General features: G+C 31.5%; 17 protein-coding genes. 2 read left to right on the top strand and 15 right to left on the bottom strand.

All coding sequences use genetic code 11. The annotated features are described in order from the left end of the window. From BUA99_RS09470 to BUA99_RS09420, 11 genes are all read right to left on the bottom strand, one after another. A complete protein-coding gene (locus BUA99_RS09470) occupies nt 1-1,584 on the bottom strand; it encodes a sensor histidine kinase (RefSeq protein WP_072991345.1) in 1,584 nt (527 codons plus the stop codon). Between the two features lie 59 nt (nt 1,585-1,643). Then, on the bottom strand, nt 1,644-2,240 hold the full coding sequence (gene coaE, locus BUA99_RS09465) for a dephospho-CoA kinase (RefSeq protein ID WP_072991343.1): 597 nt from the start codon (nt 2,238-2,240) through the stop codon (nt 1,644-1,646). A gap of 1 nt (nt 2,241) precedes the next feature. Further along, nucleotides 2,242-3,240, bottom strand: a complete 999-nt coding sequence (locus tag BUA99_RS09460; protein ID WP_072991340.1) for a glycosyltransferase family 2 protein — start codon at nt 3,238-3,240, stop codon at nt 2,242-2,244. 148 nt (nt 3,241-3,388) lie between these two features. Further along, nucleotides 3,389-4,579 carry an enoyl-ACP reductase FabV gene (gene fabV, locus BUA99_RS09455; RefSeq protein ID WP_072991337.1) on the bottom strand — a complete coding sequence of 397 codons (1,191 nt, stop codon included), beginning with the start codon at nt 4,577-4,579 and terminating at the stop codon, nt 3,389-3,391. Nucleotides 4,580-4,662: 83 nt separating this feature from the next. Continuing rightward, the gene (recN, locus tag BUA99_RS09450; RefSeq protein WP_072991334.1) at nt 4,663-6,315 is read right to left on the bottom strand and encodes a DNA repair protein RecN; all 1,653 of its coding nucleotides are present in this window, start codon (nt 6,313-6,315) and stop codon (nt 4,663-4,665) included. A 38-nt stretch (nt 6,316-6,353) separates the two neighbouring features. Next, nucleotides 6,354-7,238, bottom strand: a complete 885-nt coding sequence (gene porD, locus BUA99_RS09445; RefSeq protein ID WP_072991332.1) for a type IX secretion system protein PorD — start codon at nt 7,236-7,238, stop codon at nt 6,354-6,356. Nucleotides 7,239-7,299: 61 nt separating this feature from the next. Then, nucleotides 7,300-8,517, bottom strand: coding sequence for a bifunctional phosphopantothenoylcysteine decarboxylase/phosphopantothenate--cysteine ligase CoaBC (gene coaBC / locus BUA99_RS09440; RefSeq protein ID WP_072991482.1), 1,218 nt, complete (start codon nt 8,515-8,517; stop codon nt 7,300-7,302). 7 nt (nt 8,518-8,524) lie between these two features. Further along, entirely contained in the window at nt 8,525-8,842 is a 318-nt protein-coding gene (locus BUA99_RS09435; RefSeq protein ID WP_072991329.1) for a DNA-directed RNA polymerase subunit omega, read from the bottom strand. An 8-nt stretch (nt 8,843-8,850) separates the two neighbouring features. Beyond that, nucleotides 8,851-9,645: an outer membrane protein assembly factor BamD gene (locus BUA99_RS09430; RefSeq protein ID WP_072991328.1), complete on the bottom strand. Its 795-nt coding sequence runs from the start codon at nt 9,643-9,645 to the stop codon at nt 8,851-8,853. 128 nt (nt 9,646-9,773) lie between these two features. Continuing rightward, the gene (dapA, locus tag BUA99_RS09425) at nt 9,774-10,661 is read right to left on the bottom strand and encodes a 4-hydroxy-tetrahydrodipicolinate synthase (protein ID WP_072991325.1); all 888 of its coding nucleotides are present in this window, start codon (nt 10,659-10,661) and stop codon (nt 9,774-9,776) included. A gap of 8 nt (nt 10,662-10,669) precedes the next feature. Further along, nucleotides 10,670-11,188: a DUF6913 domain-containing protein gene (locus tag BUA99_RS09420; protein ID WP_072991322.1), complete on the bottom strand. Its 519-nt coding sequence runs from the start codon at nt 11,186-11,188 to the stop codon at nt 10,670-10,672. 47 nt (nt 11,189-11,235) lie between these two features. Here BUA99_RS09420 and BUA99_RS09415 point away from each other — a divergent pair, with 47 nt between their 5' ends. After that, on the top strand, nt 11,236-12,015 hold the full coding sequence (locus BUA99_RS09415; RefSeq protein WP_072991320.1) for a 5'-nucleotidase C-terminal domain-containing protein: 780 nt from the start codon (nt 11,236-11,238) through the stop codon (nt 12,013-12,015). Between the two features lie 174 nt (nt 12,016-12,189). After that, nucleotides 12,190-13,101: a bifunctional metallophosphatase/5'-nucleotidase gene (locus tag BUA99_RS09410; RefSeq protein ID WP_072991318.1), complete on the top strand. Its 912-nt coding sequence runs from the start codon at nt 12,190-12,192 to the stop codon at nt 13,099-13,101. Here the strand turns inward: BUA99_RS09410 and BUA99_RS09405 are convergent. The 4 genes from BUA99_RS09405 to BUA99_RS09390 form a co-directional block, all read right to left on the bottom strand. Beyond that, entirely contained in the window at nt 13,098-13,853 is a 756-nt protein-coding gene (locus tag BUA99_RS09405) for a hypothetical protein (RefSeq protein ID WP_143151735.1), read from the bottom strand. The genes BUA99_RS09410 and BUA99_RS09405 overlap by 4 nt on opposite strands. A gap of 9 nt (nt 13,854-13,862) precedes the next feature. Continuing rightward, nucleotides 13,863-15,866 carry an NAD-dependent DNA ligase LigA gene (ligA, locus tag BUA99_RS09400; protein WP_072991312.1) on the bottom strand — a complete coding sequence of 668 codons (2,004 nt, stop codon included), beginning with the start codon at nt 15,864-15,866 and terminating at the stop codon, nt 13,863-13,865. A gap of 74 nt (nt 15,867-15,940) precedes the next feature. Continuing rightward, a complete protein-coding gene (locus BUA99_RS09395; protein ID WP_072991309.1) occupies nt 15,941-16,414 on the bottom strand; it encodes a DUF6495 family protein in 474 nt (157 codons plus the stop codon). A 111-nt stretch (nt 16,415-16,525) separates the two neighbouring features. After that, nucleotides 16,526-19,702, bottom strand: a complete 3,177-nt coding sequence (locus tag BUA99_RS09390) for a TonB-dependent receptor (protein WP_072991306.1) — start codon at nt 19,700-19,702, stop codon at nt 16,526-16,528. Nucleotides 19,703-19,759: the final 57 nt, after the last annotated feature.

Genomic DNA, 19,759 nt, shown 5'->3' with positions numbered 1-19,759 from the left:
CTAATTTATTAATGGTAATTTTATTATGAAGGTACTCCCTTTTCCCTTTTCACTTTCTACATATACTTGACCATTATGGTCATCAACAATTCTTTTAACATAAGCTAATCCTAAACCGTGTCCTTTCACATTGTGGATATCACCTGTATGTTCACGATAAAATTTCTCAAAAACTCTTTTTTGCGCTATTTTACTCATTCCTAAACCTTTATCTTTTATTTTAATAATGATCATATCCTTAATATTTTCCGTACAAATTTCAATATCAGGAGTATTGGGAGAATATTTTATTGCATTCTCTAAAATATTTACGATAACATTTGTAAAATGAACATCATTAATCAAAACAGTATTCCTTGTGGCATTAAAATTATTAATTATTGTTCCCTCTCTATCCTCTAAAATAAGATTTACATGCTCAATAGCGTCATTAATAACATCATGCATATTGTGAGACTCCTTAACAATGTCTAATTCTCTTTTTTCTAACTTTGAAATACGTAAAACATTCTCTACCTGCGCATGCATCCGCTTATTCTCATCCTTTATCATTTGTAAATAGCGCAAAACCTTCTCTTTGTCATCAATTATTTTAGGATTTCTTATCGCATCTAATGCTAGATTTATCGTTGCAATTGGAGTTTTGAACTCATGCGTCATATTATTGATAAAATCATTTTTAATCTCTGATATTTGACGCTGACGTATTAATTGATTCAATGCGCTCGTATAGGCAATTAAAATAATTAATGTAAAAACAATTGATAACACCGTTATACTAACTAATTCAGATAATAAAAACTTCTTTTTATAAGGAAATGTTACTAATAATTGATACCTGCTATTTCCTTCATTATCTGAAAAAATTGGAATTGCATAAGTCGCTTCTTTATCGTACTTAAAGTCTTTAGACTTTACATTTGTTGCTAAATTATTACTATAAACACTAAATTCAAAATTTGTATTTACGCCAGCCGCAAGTAGTTCCTTTTTAATAAGTTTACTAAGAGTCTCAGCAGAAACCCGCTCTTCAATAGGCAAAATTGAGGCAAAATCTTTATAGTATATTTCAAAAGATGCATTATCTAGCACATCTAAATTACCGGTTTTTTCTTCTCTAATGTCTGGAATTAAGCTCCTAGAAACCTCTGACTTATCAACTGATTTGTCATTATAAACTTCTGTCACACGTTTTGAACTAAAACTTCTAAACTTTTCACTGTCAAATTTTTTAGCTAAAAATGAAGGGGAAATACTATAATCTTCAGAGATTATACTATTCGAATAGATTATTGTTTTATTAGTTTTTGGATTCTTTTGCACATAATAAAATTCTCTTATTTCACTTTTTTTTGGAACTTTTCCCGTGCTGTCCTTGTAGTGATTTATATTATCATAAAAATTATAGGCTTCTTGTTTTTGAATTTTATTCGCCACATCACTGATAACTTGAGTTACATGAAATTTAAACTGCTCATCATTATTCTTAAAAGAAGTATTAAACCAATACACTTGCACCAGAATAATCCCTATTAAGGATAAACTCATCAATAACACAAGTAATTTAAAAAAAAGTTTGTTCATCACGACAAATTTAGGATTTTAACAATATATTAAATAATACATTAACCAAAGATTAACACCTATCGATGTTTTTGTTTAATCCTTAAAATTTTAAGAATTTCGTCAATTTGATCTTTAGCAATTTTTAAATCACAATTTTCGATAGCAAAATCGCTTTTCGCAATTCGCTCCTCATCAGTCCATTGTGCATTGATCCTTCTCAAAACTTCTTCACGATCAGTTTTATCTCGCGCGATTACCCGAGCAATCCTTGTCTCAATTGGCGCTGTGACTGTAATTATATAATCACAGTTTTTATAATTGCCACTTTCAAATAAAATTGCCGCTTCGTAAAAAATAAATTCTGCTGCAGTATTTTGAGAAAGCCATTCTTTAAAATGTGTTTTCACAGCGGGATGAATGATCGAATTGAGCTTTTTTAACTGCTTTGGTTCGTTAAACACAATTTTTGCTAATTTCTCTCTAGCAAGCTTTCCATTTACAAAAACAGTTGCTCCAAAAGTATTTTTTATATAAGTCAAAATTTCAGGAGTTTGCATTAATTTTCTAGCCTCCTCATCTGCTATATAAATTTGTAGTCCTAAAGAATGTAAATAATTAGCGATAGTAGTTTTACCACTCCCAATTCCGCCAGTTAAACCAATGATTTTTGTCATATTATATTTTAAAGAATAATTCTGGAAATGCGTTTTGCGGTTTTTGTTTTAAAATAATAACTTTATAATAGGATATTATAAAACCTATTCCATATCCAAAAAATTGCTTCCAAACTGCTATCAATGAAAAATATCCAATTTTTATACTTTTATTTTGATAACTTGAGATTATAAATATTAGTAAAAAATATATAAAATAGAGCTGCAATAAAAAGTCAAAATTGAATAGTAGTAGTATAACAGACAAAAAAAAGCCAATTATAAAAACTGATGGGAAAAAGAATGTTATTTTACTGTATTTTGGGTACCAACTATTTAAAATAGGTCTTGCTTTTCCAAATTTACTTACTTGAATTGAAAATTTCTCCCAATCAATTCTTCGTTTATGATATACATAAGCTTTCGAAAAAAGTCTCGTTTCAAAACCTAAATTCCATAAACGTATAGATAAGTCAGGATCTTCACCAGGATGAATATTTCCAAAACCTTGCGAAGCATCAAATGCTCTCTTCGAGAGTCCCATATTAAAACTTCTTGGTTGAAACTTGCCAATTTTTTCTGATCCACCTCTAATTCCGCCAGTTGTGAGAAAAGAGGTCATCGTAAAATTGATTGCTTTTTGAATATCTGAAAAACTATCTAAGGCTTTATCAGGCCCACCAAAACAGTCTACAAAACTTGTCTTCAGCGCATTATCAACCTCAGTTAAATATTGTCGTGGAATAATACAATCTGAGTCAAAAATGATTAAATAGTCTCCTCTTGCTCTTTTCATTCCATAATTTCTGGAATCACCCGGTCCCGAATTACTTTTAAAATAATAAGAGATATCAAGACTACTTCCATATTTTTCAGCGACGTTTTTACAGCTTAAAGTCGAGCCATCTTCAACAATAACTATTTCAAATATCTCTTTGTAAGTTGATAGTGTTAAACTCTCTAGCAACTCTTCTACTTCTTCTGGCCTATTGAAAACAGGAATTATTATCGAAAACATCATAGATTAAAAAAAGGATTACGTTTAGAGGTGTTTTAAATTTTTAACAAATATAATCTATATCACTAAAAAAACCACCAACTAAAAGTTGATGGTTTCATAATTATAATTCACTGTATTAAGTCAAATTAAGTAGTTGACAACGAAATTATTACGCTATACTTTCAATATTCACTAGTTCATTGGCTTCAGCTTTATAGTCTACACCAGCAACATCAAAACCAAATAAATTATAAAAATCTTTTCTATAACCATCAAGATCTCCAATCTCTGACAGATTTTCAGTAACAGCCTCGTCCCATAACTTAGCTACTTTAGCTTGCACGTCAGCACGCATTTCTAAATCATCAATGCGAATTCTTCCTTTTTCATCCACAGGAACATCCTTTCCAGTGAAGAGACGTTCTTGATACAAACGTTGTATTTGCTCGATACAACCTTCATGTATTCCTTCTTCTTTCATAATTTTATATAATAAAGAAATGTATAAAGGAATAACAGGAATTGCAGAACTTGCTTGAGTTACAAGAGCTTTATTTACTGAAACAAATGCTTTTCCATCAATAGCTTTAAGACTATCAGTTATAGAAAATGCTGTCGCTTCTAAATGATCTTTTGCACGACCAATTGTACCCTTTCTGTAAACTGCCTCGGTTAAGGATGGCCCAATATAGGAATAAGCTACTGTTGATGCGCCAGGAGCAAGCAAGTTCTCAGCTTTCAAAGCCTCAATCCACATCGACCAATCTTCCCCACCCATTACCGCAACTGTATTTTCAATATCGTCGCCGCTACTCGGCTGAATTGATATTTCTGAAACTTTACCGGAATGAAAATCAACAGTTTTATTTGTAAAGGTATCACCTATTGGTTTCAAAGTCGACCGATGTAAAATTCCTGTTTCAGGATTCATACGTACAGGCGAAGCTAAACTATAAATAACTAAATCAATCTGACCTAAATCAGCGCTAATCAATGCTAAAGTTTGTTTTTTTATTTCATTAGAAAACGCATCTCCATTTATACTTTTTGCATACAATCCAGCTTTGTGCGCCTCTGTTTCAAATGCTGCAGAATTATACCATCCTGGCGATGCCGTTTTCCCTTCAGAAGGCTCTTTTTCAAAAAATACACCTATAGTAGCTGCTTGACAACCAAAAGCACTTGTAATTCTAGACGCTAAACCAAAACCGGTAGAGGCTCCAATTACTAATACTTTTTTTGCGCCATCAATAGCTCCCTTAGATTTTATATATTCTATTTGATTTTTAACATTTTGCTCGCATCCCTTTGGGTGTGAAGTTGTGCAAATAAATCCTCTCATTCTAGGCTCTATAATCATGTTTGGTGTTCTTTGAATTTAGTATTTTATATAATTTTAAAGGCTTACGCCAAATTTTAAAAAGACAAATATAAACGAAAATATTAGTTCAACAAGGCTTTTGCATGATTTAAGGCTGATTCAGAAACAGTTGTCCCAGATAACATTTGGGCAATTTCAATCACCCTATCCTCTGCATTCAATAATCTTAATTCAGATTGTGTATCGTCGCCAATTGTTGCTTTAGCTACTTTAAAATGTGCATCGCCTTTAGCGGCAATTTGAGGTAAATGAGTAATAGCAAAAATCTGCATTTCCCTACTCATTTCTTTCATAATTTCTCCCATTCTTATGGCAATTTCACCAGAAACTCCCGTATCAATTTCATCAAAAATAAGTGTTGGTAATTTAGAATATTGTGCTAATATTGCTTTTACAGCGAGCATAATTCTGGACATTTCACCTCCAGAAGCGACTTTCTTCAGTAAACCAAAGTCAGTACCTTTATTTGCAGAAAATAAAAACTGAAGCTCGTCTTTACCATTTTGAAAATAATTTTGAGAAGCTATACAATCAATTTTAAAACGAACATTTGGCATTCCTAATGATCCCAAAATCGCAACTAGCTTTTCAGATAAAACGGGGATTGCCTTTTGTCTATTTTTGTTAATTATAATCGCATAAGAATCTAATTTTTCAGTTTCTTCAGTTATTGAATTTGTAAGTAAGATTATCTCCTCCTCTATATTTCCAAGTTCTAAAACTAAACCTTCAAGAATTCCCTGAATTTCAAGTAATTGATCAACAGTATTGACCTGGTGCTTCTTTTGTAAATTAAAAATGAGCTGCAATTTTTGACTAATTAGATCCAGTTGCTCCGGATCACTAATTACTTTTTCAGAACTTCGATTCAGTTCCTCCAAAATATCGTCAAACTCAATCGTAATACTAGAAATTCTTTCTAGTAAATTTTGATAATCAACTGCAAAAGGAGCAATTTTTTGTAATGAAACCTTGATTTCTTTTAAATTATTCATTACGCCCAATTGTTCATCATTGGCAATAGCCAACGCTTTATCAATAGATTCCTTAATAATTTCTACATTATTTAATTGCTCAAATTCGGCTTCAAGTGTTTCTTGCTCGCCTGATTTAAGATTTGCAACAACTAATTCACTTAACAAAAAAGAATTATATTCTTGCTCTTTATTGAAATCAGTTTGCTTTTTGAGTAAAGCAGTTAATTTCGCTTTGTCAGCTTTAAAGCTTTTTAAAAGCGATTGATATTCAAGAATTATATTTTTATTACCTGCAATTGCATCGATAATCTTAAACTGAACATTCTCATCAGAAAGTTCTTGAGTTTGTTGCTGCGAATGAATATCTATTAAATACAGACTTAATTCCTGAAGTTCTTGGAGATTTACTGGACTATCGTTAATAAAAGCTCTGGACTTTCCAGAAGGTAAAATCTCTCGTCTTATTATTGTATCATTTTCAAAATCTAGATCATTAGCTTCAAAAAATGGCAATAAATTATATTTTGAAATTTCAAATTGCGCTTCAATAATGCATTTTTCTTCTTTATTTTTCAGCGATGACAAATCAGCTCTTTTACCTAAAACAAGTCCTATCGCCCCTAGAATTATTGATTTACCAGCGCCTGTTTCTCCAGTAATTGTAGAAAAACCTTTAGAAAAATCAATTGTCAATTTTTCAATTAAAGCATAGTTTTTGATCGAAAGTGACGTTATCATTTATAGAATTTATTTGAAATTTAGATTAATAGGACTTGCTAAAATTTAATATTAGCCCATTTAGAAGAGTTAAGAGGCGAAATTTTATTTAAATTATCTGTTAAATCGGAAACTGTAATATTGGGCCCACCAGAGAAGATTGAAACAATTTCATCTGATTTTGCATCAAAAAATACTCTCGTTAAATAGGCATTCGGACGAGAATCATTTAACTTGGAAAGATTAAGTAATGAAAGCTTAATTTTTTCTTTCGCTGATTTAAGATCTTTTGCCATCAAATCTAAACCAGTATGGTATTCAAAAATTGAATTTCTTATTTGTTTAAATGTTGGAGACAATAAATCATTAATTAAAAAATAGCGCGTTTGCAAACCATCTGCTTGACTCCATCCTTTGGCACCTCCTTGTTGGGCAACATTTGAAATATTCTGCGCAATTTCAAAATTGTTTGTTCCACTTTCACTAAGAAATGTATCTGCATCTAATCCTAAAATTAAGTAACTATAAAATGATAGCACTGAGACCAAATTAGAGTCAAATGATGCAGGATTTAAAACAAGATTTTCAAACTCTGTATATCTAAAACTGAAATCTTTATCGTTGTAATTTAAAACTGGTGATGAATAAGATGAATTATAAACAGGTCTTGAAGATTGCACTTGAATAGTAGCAGTAAACTGATCAGAATTATTAGCTGAAATTGTAATATACATTGAACAATTTACCTTTTCGTTTTGCTTTAAAGCAACTCCTGACCAATCGGTTTTATTTACAAATTCAGTAATTGATGTTTCTAAAGTTTTAAAAACTTGCTGATTAGTAACACTTAACCGCTGAGAATCGACAGTAACAATGCAATTCAGCTGCTGAGATTGTGCAAATCCAAATACAAAAAACACTAAAAAAGTATATAATTTATTCATTTCTGATTTAATTTTTTTATTACTTACAAGTTTAATGAAAATGAGTAAAGCAAATAATTAATTACTTTTTACTATTAAAATATTCAACAACACGTTCTAAAATATCGGCAGCGACATCCTCTTTAGATTTTAATTCCATAACTTGAAGGTTGAAATCTTGATCAATGAAAGTTACTTTGTTTGTTAGTTTGCCAAAACCAGCTCCTTTATCTTGTAAAGAATTTAGAACAATCAAATCTAAGTTTTTTTTCTGAATTTTTCTCTTTGCATTTTCAATTTCGTTTTCCGTTTCGAGAGCGAAACCTATCAAAAACTGATTTTTCTTATTAGCGCCTAAAGATTCTAGTATATCTTTAGTTTTCTCTAATTCAATTTTAAAACTATCTTCTGTCTTCTTGATTTTTTGACTTGCAACAAATTTTGGTCTGTAATCTGCAACAGCTGCCGCAGCGATAGCAACATCCATATTTTCATAGTACTTAAAACAAGCGTTATACATTTCTTCTGCAGTTACGACAGGAATAACGTCTATTAAAGAGTTTGAAACTTTACAGTTTGTTGGCCCTGAAACTAAAATTACGGAAGCACCTAGATTTGCAGCACTTTCAGCAATATCAAAACCCATTTTACCAGAAGAATGATTACCTATGAAACGCACAGGATCGATTGCTTCATAAGTGGGACCTGCGGTAATTAATATCTTTTTACCTACCAAAGGTAATTTTTTTTTAACATCAGCCTCGATAAACCTGATTATGTTTTCCGGTTCAGCCATTCGACCTTCTCCCGATAAACCGCTTGCTAATTCACCATTTTCAGCAGGGATTATTTTATTTCCAAATTCAGCTAATAAATTAAAATTGCTAACTGTAGAGGGATGTTTGTACATATCAAGATCCATAGCTGGAGCAAAATATACCGGACATTTAGCCGATAAATAGACTGCAATTAATAAATTGTCGCACGATCCTTTCGTCATTTTAGACAAAGTATTTGCTGTGGCAGGAGCAATTACCATCAGATCAGCCCAAAGTGCAAGTTCAACGTGATTGTTCCACTTTTCATTTTCATCCTCTTCATTATAAAAATTAGAAAAAACAGGATTTTTAGATAATGTAGATAGCGTGAGTGGTGTTACAAAATCCTTAGAAGCAGGTGTCATGATCACTTGGACATGTGCACCTGCTTTTATGAATAGTCGTACTAAGTTTGCTGTTTTATAAGCGGCAATTCCACCAGAAATACCTAGTAAAATGTTCTTACCGTTTAAAACTGACATCGTACTATTATTTACTAGAATCTCTGTGGTAAATTTTACCATCTAACCATTCTTGAACTGCTAATGCGTGAGGCTTAGGTAGTTTTTCGTAAAATTTTGAAACCTCGATTTGCTCTTTATTTTCAAAAACTTCTTCAAGACTGTCATTATATGTAGCAAATTCTTCCAATTTCTCAGTCAATTCTTTTTTAATTTCAGAATTGATTTGGTTTGCTCTTTTAGCCATAATTGTTATTGCTTCATATACATTTCCAGTAGGTTCTTCAATAACGCTTTTGTTATACGTTATTGTATTTACTGGAGCATTCGTCTTTTTTAAATCCATGACTTTATTTATTTAGTAAATTTTTGTAAATCTTTTTCAATTCGAGCGAGCATTTGCTCAGCTTCTTTTTTATACTTCGTTTCAGCATTAAATTTAATCAAATTTGTTTGCGCTGTTTTTGCAACATTTAATCGTTCTTCCATTTTAGATGGAATACTATTAATACCTAATTGATAGGCTGAATCCAATTTATAAAACATCGCATCCTCTTTGTAAGGCGTTCCAGGATAATCAGCAACAAAATTATCTAAAGCAACAATTGCAGCTTTAAAATCAGAAATTGTATTGTAACCTTTTGCATTTTCGTATACTTTCTTTTCTAATTTCTCGCTTAACGCTTTTACTGCAATATTGGCTTCCGCCAAATATTCAGAATTAGGGTAATTATCAATAAATGTTTGTAGCTTATCCAGAGCTTTATTAGTATCCGTCTGATCTAAGCTGTAAACTGGTGATAACATGCTGTAGCTTTTTGCCCCTAAATAAGCCGCTTCTTGCAATTTTTCACTTTTGGGATATCCGGATACAAAACTTTCAAACTGATAACCTGATAAAGTATATTGTTTTGTTTTATAATAAGACTGTGCAAACATATAAAACAACTTCTCTGCTTGCGGTTTTCCTCTATAAGCAGGGGCGATTTGCTCAAAAATTCTAATCGCTTTTGAATATTTCCCTGAATCATACAATTTTGTTGCTAGCTCAAATTTAACTCCAACATCCTCTGATTTTAAAGCTTTTTGATATTCATTACAAGAACTAAATAGAACAACAATAAGCAATATGGATACAATTTTTTTCATTTTTTTACTTTTATAATGATTTCTTATGTAAAAATTCTCACGAAATCATACCGAAGTTTCGGTTGCAAATTTAGTTATTAATTTATCGACTTCAAAATATATTTTTTGTTTAAAAAAAGACTCTTTTTTTATACTTGATTATTTATTTTTATTACAAAATCGTTAATTCTTTTAGCTAATAAATCATCTACTATAACTAATGGTAAACGAACTATGTTTTCCGAAATTCCTAGTGACATAAACACTTGTTTAATACCAGCGGGATTACCTTGCTCAAATATCATATCAATAGAATCAGATAATAGATATTGATATTTAAATGCCTCATCAGGTTTTTTATTTAATCCTAAACGGATCATTTCAGAAAATTCCTTTGGAAAACCTTGTCCTATTACTGAAATTACACCGGCTCCACCAGCTAAAACCATTGGCAAAGCAATCATGTCATCGCCAGAAATAACTAAAAAATCTTTTGGCTTATCTTTTATTAATTTCATCGATTGCACTATGTCGCCAGCGGCTTCCTTGATGGCTACAATATTTTCGAAATCATTTGCTAGTCGCAAAACCGTTGCTGGTAACATATTACTAGCTGTCCTTCCTGGAACATTATAAAGGATTACAGGAATTGGTGAGGCTTCAGCAATTGCCTTGAAATGTTGATAAATTCCTTCTTGAGTTGGTTTGTTATAATAAGGAGAAACCGAAAGTATCGCGGCAAACGCAGATAAGTCTCTTGTTTTTAATTCTTGCACAACCTCTGCAGTGTTGTTCCCCCCAACGCCTAGCACGAGTGGTAGACTTCCATTATTAGCCTCAATTACAGTTTGGATTACTATTTCCTTTTCATTGAAAGATAATGTCGCATTTTCGGCTGTTGTGCCTAGAACAACTAAATATTCTATTCCGCCATCAATTGAAAAACAAACAATTCTTTTTAATGCTTCCGTATCAATTGAAAAATCTTTTTTAAAAGGCGTTACAAGTGCAACACCAGTTCCTATTAATGATTGCATAATTAGCTTTATATTTTTTTTAATAATTTTAAATATTTAAATAATTCCCTTATAAAAACACTATGATTTTCAATTGCTGTAGTGATCATAAAATGATTTAACCTTTTGTCTACAGTTGTAAATCCAACTTTAAATAATGCATTCGATTGATGGGTAATTTGTAACAATATTGCTTTTTCTATATCATAATAATTGATAAGAAGATCAAATTTAGCTGCGATAAAAGCATTAATTTCATCGTTGCTAATTGTACCGTCCCAAGAAAGTTGAGATGGCATGAATGAAATAAATTTTGGATGATCTATGTTTGTAATTTTATCGGTACAAACAATAGCACTAATGTTCTCAACCAAAATTCCACTTAAAACAATATCACTAATTAATTTTTCTTTTTCAAAAAAAGAGGCCGAATCAATAAGTAAACCCACTTTTTTTATAGCAACAGAAGAAAAATTATTCTCTAAATTTATCAAGCCGTTTTTTAATGTTTTTTTTAGAATAAAATCCTTTATATAATTTAAAAACATATTACTTTTACTTGTTTACAAAATTAATTAATTAAGTCGCATTTAAAATGGTAAATCTAAAAAAGTATAATCAAGTTTCTAAACTTTTTGTTATATTCTTAACATTATTTTTTGTTGTCTCATGCAGCAAACAAAGTTATCATATTACTAAAATTGAAGGAAAACGAATTCCAATTACTGATAAAGAAAATCAAGTTCTCGAAATTGAGAATTATATTAAGCCTTATAGAGAGCACATTAATAAAGATCTGGATAGTATTCTTGCATATTGTCCTGAAACATTAGATAAAAGTTCAGGAAAATGGCAAACAACAATTGGCAATTTGATGGCTGATGTATCATTAATGCGTGGCAATCTTGTTTTTCAAAGTAGAGAGAAAAAAAGTATTGACATCTGCTTGCTAAACAGTGGCGGTATTAGGTCTATCCTCCCGAAAGGAAATGTAACTGCAAGAAACGCTTTTGAAATTATGCCATTTGAAAATAGTATGGTTGTTATAGCCATGAAGGGAGAGCAAGTTTTTGAATTGGTTGACTTTTTCATTATTGACAAAAAAGCGCATCCGCTTGCTGGAGTAACTTTTACAATCGATAAAAATAATAGACCTAAAAATATTTTAGTTCAAGGGAAACCAGTAGAAAAAGAAACTATTTATTATGTAGGAACAAATGACTATTTAGCTGAAGGAGGCGATAACATGACATTTTTTAACAAAGGAATTAAAAAATATGATCTTGATTATAAATTAAGAAATATTCTCATCGACTATTTTAAACAAGTGGATACAATACCTGTCTTGAGAGATGTCAGAATAATTATAGAATAAGAAAATAAAAAAAATAGTCTTAAGAATGCGCACTATAATCTTGATTGATTTACCATTGTATCTTTTTAATCGAGCGATAAACAAGGTGTAAAGTAGTATGTAATCGAAGCGAACTAAAGAAATAAATAGCTTTGTATCAATCCTAAGAATAAAAAGGACAAAAAAATTTAAAAAATGAAAAGAAGAGAATTTATAGAGAAAACTGCTGCAAGTTCAGCTTTAATCGGGTTAGGAATAACATTGAGTAGTTTTGGCACTTCAGAAATTAAACAGCTTACTATTTTGCATACTAACGATGTACATAGTTATATTGATCCTTTTCCTGCAGACCATCCTCGGAATGCAAATATGGGCGGTGTAGAACGGAGAGCAGCATTGATTAGTAGCATTAGAAAAGAAAATACAAATGTACTTTTACTTGATGCTGGAGATATTTTTCAAGGAACGCCTTACTTTAATTATTATGGTGGAGAGTTAGAGTTTAAACTAATGAGTATGATGCAATATGATGCATCAGCTATAGGAAATCACGATTTTGATAACGGTGTTGAAGGTTTACGTGCACAAATGCCTCATGCGAAATTTGAATTCATTTCTGCTAATTATGATTTTAAAAATACTGTAATGGATGGATTTGTAAAACCTTACAAGATATTTAATAAAAGTGGTATTAAAGTTGGTGTCTTTGGCCTAGGAATTGAGCTCGAAGGATTAGTTAATAAGGGAATGTATAAAGAAACTGTTTATAACGATCCTGTAGAAACAGCTCAGGATATGGTGCGAATTCTAAAAAAGGAAAATAATTGTGACATCGTAATTTGCTTATCACATTTGGGTTATCGCTATAGAGATGAGGCATCAAAAATCAGTGACTTGAAGTTAGCCGAACTAACGCAGGATATCGATTTAATCATTGGTGGTCACACTCATACTTTCCTTGACAAACCTACAATTGCTAAGAATTTAGTTGGTAAAGAAGTTTTAGTCAATCAAGTAGGTTGCTACGGAATAAACCTAGGAAGAATCGATTTTTATTTAGATAATAATAAAACAAAAGCCTTTGAAGGAAAATCAATTATAGTTTAACTGTAGTTGATTTTTTTTAAACTTTGTATTGTGTTTAACTCTTGTATTTTTAAATTATCTAAATTAGTTTTTGATTGCTCAGCATGAATCACAAATTTGTAAAATGAAAAATAACTAGTTGCAAATAACAACATTCCCAGAGGGTTAAAATAAGTTGGCGGTAAATTAGACAAAAAACATTTCTCTATAAATACTGTAAAATAGAGCGCAGTTGATAACAATCCAAAAATAGATAACCAAGCTGTATTACTGTTTTGGTTCATATAGTGATTCGAAAGAATTAAACCAGCAAGCATGGATACTAAAATGTTCTGAACAACTAAAGGATAATAACTATGCTTAGGAATTTCATCGGCTACTGAAAGTAAATAAGAAAACAAAAATATAAAAGGAACTATTGCAATAAGAATAGGAACAAAATCCTTTACCATATTTAATTTAATGATGTAATACATTATTAATATGCGATGAATTATTATACCCACTAAACCAAAAATCAATGATGGCATGTAACTAGAAAGAATGAAAATACTGGTAAGAATTAAAAGAATAAACACAATTAAAAATAAATTATTCCTTTTTTCAGTTTTAAGTAGATATAATCCTAAAATTAGAGATCCTACAACTGGTCTGTAGGGAATAAATGATAAGTTATATTGAAGACATTCAGCTATTATTTCTATCGCAATAAACAACAATAAGATTGATGTAATTACTTTTTCAAATAAAATTTGTTTTTTTTTAGTTTTCATTTGCCACACTTAATTAGAATTTAATAGTTGCATGAATTCAAGTTCAGAAATTATTTTAATATTAAGTTTGGATGCTTTGTCTAATTTAGCTGGGCCCATATTTTCGCCTGCGACAACATAATCCGTTTTAGCAGATATAGAACTTCCAATTTTTCCGCCATTATCTTCAATCGCTTTTTTTAAATCGTCACGAGAAAATTTTTCAAAAACACCAGAGACTACAAATATTTTACCACTGAGAATAGTAGTTGAGTAGGGATTATTGACCTCTAAAATTTCGAATTGTACACCAAATTTTTTTAACCTTTCAATGATAATTTTATTCTCACTATTATCAAAAAATTCAATCACACTTTTTGCAATTCGTTCTCCTATTTCGTCAACTAATATTAAATCAGCGAAGTTCGCCTCACTTAAAGCTTTAATGTTTTTATAATGTTTAGCTAATTTTTTAGCTACAGTTTCACCTACAAATCGGATACCTAAACCAAACAAAACACTTTCAAAAGGAATATTTTTAGACTTAGCTACGCCCAACACTAGATTTTCAGCAGATTTTTTCGCCATTCGTTCTAATGGCAAAATTTGTTCGACCGTCAAATCATATAAATCCGCATAATTACTAACTAATCCATTATTAAAAAGTAGTACTACCGTCTCACCACCAAGGCCTTCAATGTCCATTGCCTTCCGTGAAATAAAATGTTGTATTCTGCCTATTATTTGAGGTGGACAGCCATAAAAATTAGGACAATAATGATTGGCTTCACCTTCATTACGAATTAGCAAAGTTTTACATTCAGGACAATTAATAATATAGTGCGTTGGCTTTGAATCTTTAGGACGACTGTTCAAATCAACAGCAATAATTTTAGGAATAATTTCTCCTCCTTTTTCTACAAAGACAGTATCACCAATGCGTATGTCCAATTTCTCAATTTGATCAGCATTGTGCAATGAGGCTCTTTTTACAATAGTACCGGCAAGTTGGACGGCCTCTAAATTAGCCACAGGAGTTATAGCGCCAGTTCTTCCAACTTGATACGAAATAGATTTTAATTTTGTTGAAACTTGCTCTGATTTGAATTTGTAAGCAATTGCCCATCGTGGCGATTTAGCCGTAAATCCAAGCTCGTCTTGATAGTAGAAAGAATTAACTTTAATAACCACGCCATCTGTTTCATAAGGAAGATCATATCTATGAGTATCCCAATAATCGATGAAGTTAAAAACTTCTTCTAAACTACGAGTTAACGCTGCTTCCTTTGGCACCTTAAAGCCCCACTTTCTGGCAGTTTCTAAACCTTCAAATTGTGATTGATATGGCAAGTTACTTCCAATTGTAGAATACAATAAACAATCTAAGGGACGCTTTGCAACTTGCGCACTGTCTTGTAATTTTAAACTACCAGAAGCTGTATTCCTTGGATTTGAATATGGAGTTTCACCAATTTCAATCAACTCCTGATTCATTTTTTCGAAGCCTGAGAAAGGTAAAACGATTTCTCCTCGAATATCAAATTTTTCAGGGAAATTTCCTTTTAATTGTATTGGAACTGATTTTATAGTTCTAATATTATTCGTTACATCATCACCTTGAAATCCATCACCACGTGTCACCGCACGAGCTAGAATTCCATTTTCATAAGTAATACTAATAGATGCTCCATCATATTTTAGTTCGCAGGTATATGATAGTGGAATTTCACCAAGCACTTTATGTAATCGTTTTTCCCACTCGATAACTTCTTCTTTTGAGTATGAATTATCTAATGAATACATACGATGTTCGTGAGCTACCGTTTGAAAGTTTTTTGTTATTGCACCGCCCACACGTTGCGATGGTGAATTTTCATCAAAATATTCAGGATACTCAATCTCCAGTCCCTGAAGCTGTTTTAATTTCAAATCATATTCATAATCAGATATTGTTCCGTTATCCAATACATAATAATTATAATTATGCTGGTTTAATTCCTGTCTAAGATTTTGAATAGTATTTCGAATATCCATAAAATGAAAATTAGCTATTTTAAATTATTTATTAGTCTACTAAAATAAGTGATTTTAAAATAATAACAATAAATTTAAGACTCAATAATTGAATTAACTTGCTTGAATAATAGTCCATCACTCAAAAAAGCACCTTGCTGTATTAATTCGAAAATTGAAGTATTGCGCTCTTCGGTAAATTCTTTTTTACCAATTTTCATTTCGATAGTTTCGGTAAACATATTATCGCTTAACCATTGCAAGCCTTCCTTGGTTAAGAAATCGACATCTGTTACTAATGATTTCAAAACAATAGACTGCACATAAGTATCAAAAATATGAAAAAGAAAAATATGATTTTTAGAAAAATGTTCTAAAAATTCAGATTTGGTTAACACGCCTTCCCATACCAAATCAGAAAAAACGTCTAGTTCTTGTTCAGCGACTTCAGGTTTCTCGGACTTTATCTTGTCCCATTCTATTTTATCAATGGCTTGCGTAGCTAGAAAATTAGTAAATTCCTGTGTTAATTCTTCGAACTGTTCTTTTGTTAATCTAGAGTATTTCATTATTCTCTTTTAATATTTATTGTTATGCTTAACTTGTTTTTTTGAAAGTTGAAATCAAAAAAAAAGCCCTCTTAATCGAGAGGGCAAATTTACTATAATTTAATCTTTTTTCTAGAAAATATATCTAATTCCAAATTGTGCTTGCCATCTTGACAACAAACTTGCATCGTAATTAAACGTTTTTGTTTGAGTTCCATTAAAAGTATAGATTGGTACTTTTGTATTTTGATCTACAGATACACCAATTGGTTGAATGCTCGTAGGCACTTGAACTAATCCCCAATCAGAATTCAATAAATTCCCAACATTTAAGATATCAACACTAAACTGAATTGTATTCGTTTTATTTGAACTAGAAGATGGTTTAAAATTATAATCTTGAATTAATTTCATGTCCCATTTTCCTCTCCAAGGAGCTAAAGCACCGTAACGCTCTGCATACTGTCCTCTTCTTTCACTCAAATATTTATCTTGACTTATAAAAGTATCAAAAGCAGGTCCTTGACCAGCTCCAGTAAAAGCCATGGTACTAATTTCTGCAGTAGTTGGAACATAAATCAAATCATTTGTCCCTGAACCATCATTGTTAACATCACCACCATAGATGTAATTAAAACGTCCTCCTTGAGCATACTCAAAGAAAGTAGATACTGTTGTGGCCCATTTATCATTAGCTCCATATTTCCATTTCTTAGAAGCTACACCAATAAAACGGTGTGTGTCTCCATATTTAGAATTAGATAGAACAGCATTATTTACATTCCCTAAAGCTGGGTTAAAAGCAAAAGCATCACCCGTAATTTCAGCTTCGATAGAATTCACATCTTTTGAAACTAAATAGTTGTATGCTAAACTGGCGTTTAAACCATTATCAAATGCTTTTTGTAATTTAACAGATGTATTTAAAACATATCCTTTGTTAGAATTTGTCATTACGTACGCATTGTTTGGTCCTTTATCAGCAGCATTATAAATAGCTCTATTGTCAGTTCCTGCTAATGTTCCTGTTGGCGTTTTCAATCCCCAATTCTGTACATGCACGCCATTAATATCCTTATTGTAAGACATATCAATTGTTGCAATATAATTATTATCAAAACGGTGATCCAAACCTAGACTAGATCTCCATACTTGAGGCCATTTGAAATTTTTATCCATAATTTGAAAAAAACCATCATCAGCACCACTAACTTGATTTCCTAACCATACAAAAGGAAGTTTTCCAGTAAATATGCCCGAACCTCCACGTACTTGTGTAGTTTTGTCACCTTTAATATCCCAATTAAATCCTAACCGTGGAGACCACAATAATTTATCAGTAGGTAATGTTGTAGAGATTAATTGTTCGTTAGCTCCAGTTTTTGGATTAAAATACAAGATATTGTTGTTTCGACTAGATCCATTTTGAGTATCAATATATTTCTGGATCAAATCAGAAGTATCAAAATATAAAGGCTTATCAACTCTTAGCCCTAAAGCTAATTTAAAATTTTCAGTTACATTCCAGTCATCTTGTGCATATAAGGCAACTTGACCAACATTTAATTCAGCTAATTTCCATCCATTATCTTTTCCTACGCCAAATGAATTTTTTGCATCAAATGTATCTTGAGCATATTTCAAATTTTGAGCAATAATACTTGTAGCAAAAGGTTTAGCAGCATCAATTAAAAAATCTTGAACACTAAAATATGGAGAGAAGAATGTACCTGCATAACCGTTAGGGTTACCAAAATTATCATATCCAGCTAAATTGAATGAGTTTTCAAATTTATATTTTTCAAATGAGACACCAAAAGTAAAAGCATGCTTGCCTACCGTGTAACTTAGGTTATTGGTAATTTGTAACACTTTTTGGTCTAAAGTATTATTTATAGAAAACGGTTCATGTCCTGCAATTATGTAGTTAGAACCGTTACTCTGAATATTGATTACTGGTGCTGGAGTAGAGAACGGATTTCTAAAATCATTAAAATGAGTATAACCTGCTTGTAGTTTATTAGAAACAGTTTCGCTTACTTTTGAGTTTAATTCGACTAAAAAGGAGTCTAATTTATTGTTAATCTGATATCCTGACTTTTCAAATTGCAACGTATTTACATCTGGTCCTCTAAAACCTAAAGCAGATGGATGTGCTGGTTTATCTTTGGATGCATCCAAAAAATTATAAATTACGGCTAATTTGTTGTTGTCATTAATATTCCAATCCAACTTAATTATTCCTTTGTTAGAATCAGAGTTGTGTCTAAAACCTTGATAAGCACCTGTATTGTAACCTAAACCACTCAAAGCTGCTGAAACAGCTACTAAGTCTGATTCTAAAACGCGTGATTCATTTACTCCAACAATTGCGTCACCATTATTAGCAACAAAATTAGAACCTAAGTCACTTCTCTTATCTATTTCATAATTAGCAAAAAAGAATAATTTATTTTTAATAATTGGACCACCAATACTAAATCCTGCCTGAGTTTGCTCTAAAGAAGGAACAAATATTTTCTCACCATTAATTTTGCTACCTGTTAAATCTTGGTTTCTAAAGTATGCGTAGACTGTACCATGAAACTCATTTGAACCAGACTTAGTAACAGCATTTACTGAGGCACCTGTAAAACCTGATAATGTAACATCATACGGTGCAGTCGCCACTTGAATTTGCTCAATTGCATCAAGTGAAATAGGCTGAGAACCTGTTTGTCCGCCGGGAGTTGCAGCATCTAATCCGAAAGGATTATTAAAAACTGCACCATTTAATGAGTAACTGTTGTATTGATCGTTGCGACCTCCAAAAGAACCACCACTAGCAGAAGGCTCTAAACGAGTAAAATCCTCGGCAGATCTAGAAATTGTTGGCAAAGCTGTTAATTCTTTTCGACCAATAGTTGTCTCCGCTCCCGTTCTACCGCTACCAAAAACTTTGTTTTTCGCTCCAGCAACTTTTACTTCAGATAATTGTTGACTTTGGTCGTTTAAAACTGCATCTAGCAGCAATGCTTTACCTAATTCTAAATATACTTCATTGTACACAGAGGACTCATAGCCAACAAAGGTTATTGTAACTTTGTATGGTCCGCCAATTCGCATGTTAAGCATACTATACCTACCATCCGCATTTGACAGAGCGGAATACTTAGAACCCGTTGGGGTATGAATTGCTTGAATTGTGGCAGCAGGTAGCGTTTCACCTGTTGCAGTTTTTACAATTCCTTTAATACTTGAAGTAGTAGTTTGCCCCATCACAGCAAAAAAACTACAAAGCATTAATAGTGAAGTAATAATTTTTTTCATCAGTTAAATTTATGTTATTTGTGGAGCGAAATTAAACAAAAAAAAATCACTCCTGAG

The sequence above is a fragment of the Flavobacterium segetis genome, from assembly GCF_900129575.1.
Classification (GTDB): domain Bacteria; phylum Bacteroidota; class Bacteroidia; order Flavobacteriales; family Flavobacteriaceae; genus Flavobacterium; species Flavobacterium segetis.
This window is presented reverse-complemented; position numbering and strand designations above follow the sequence as displayed.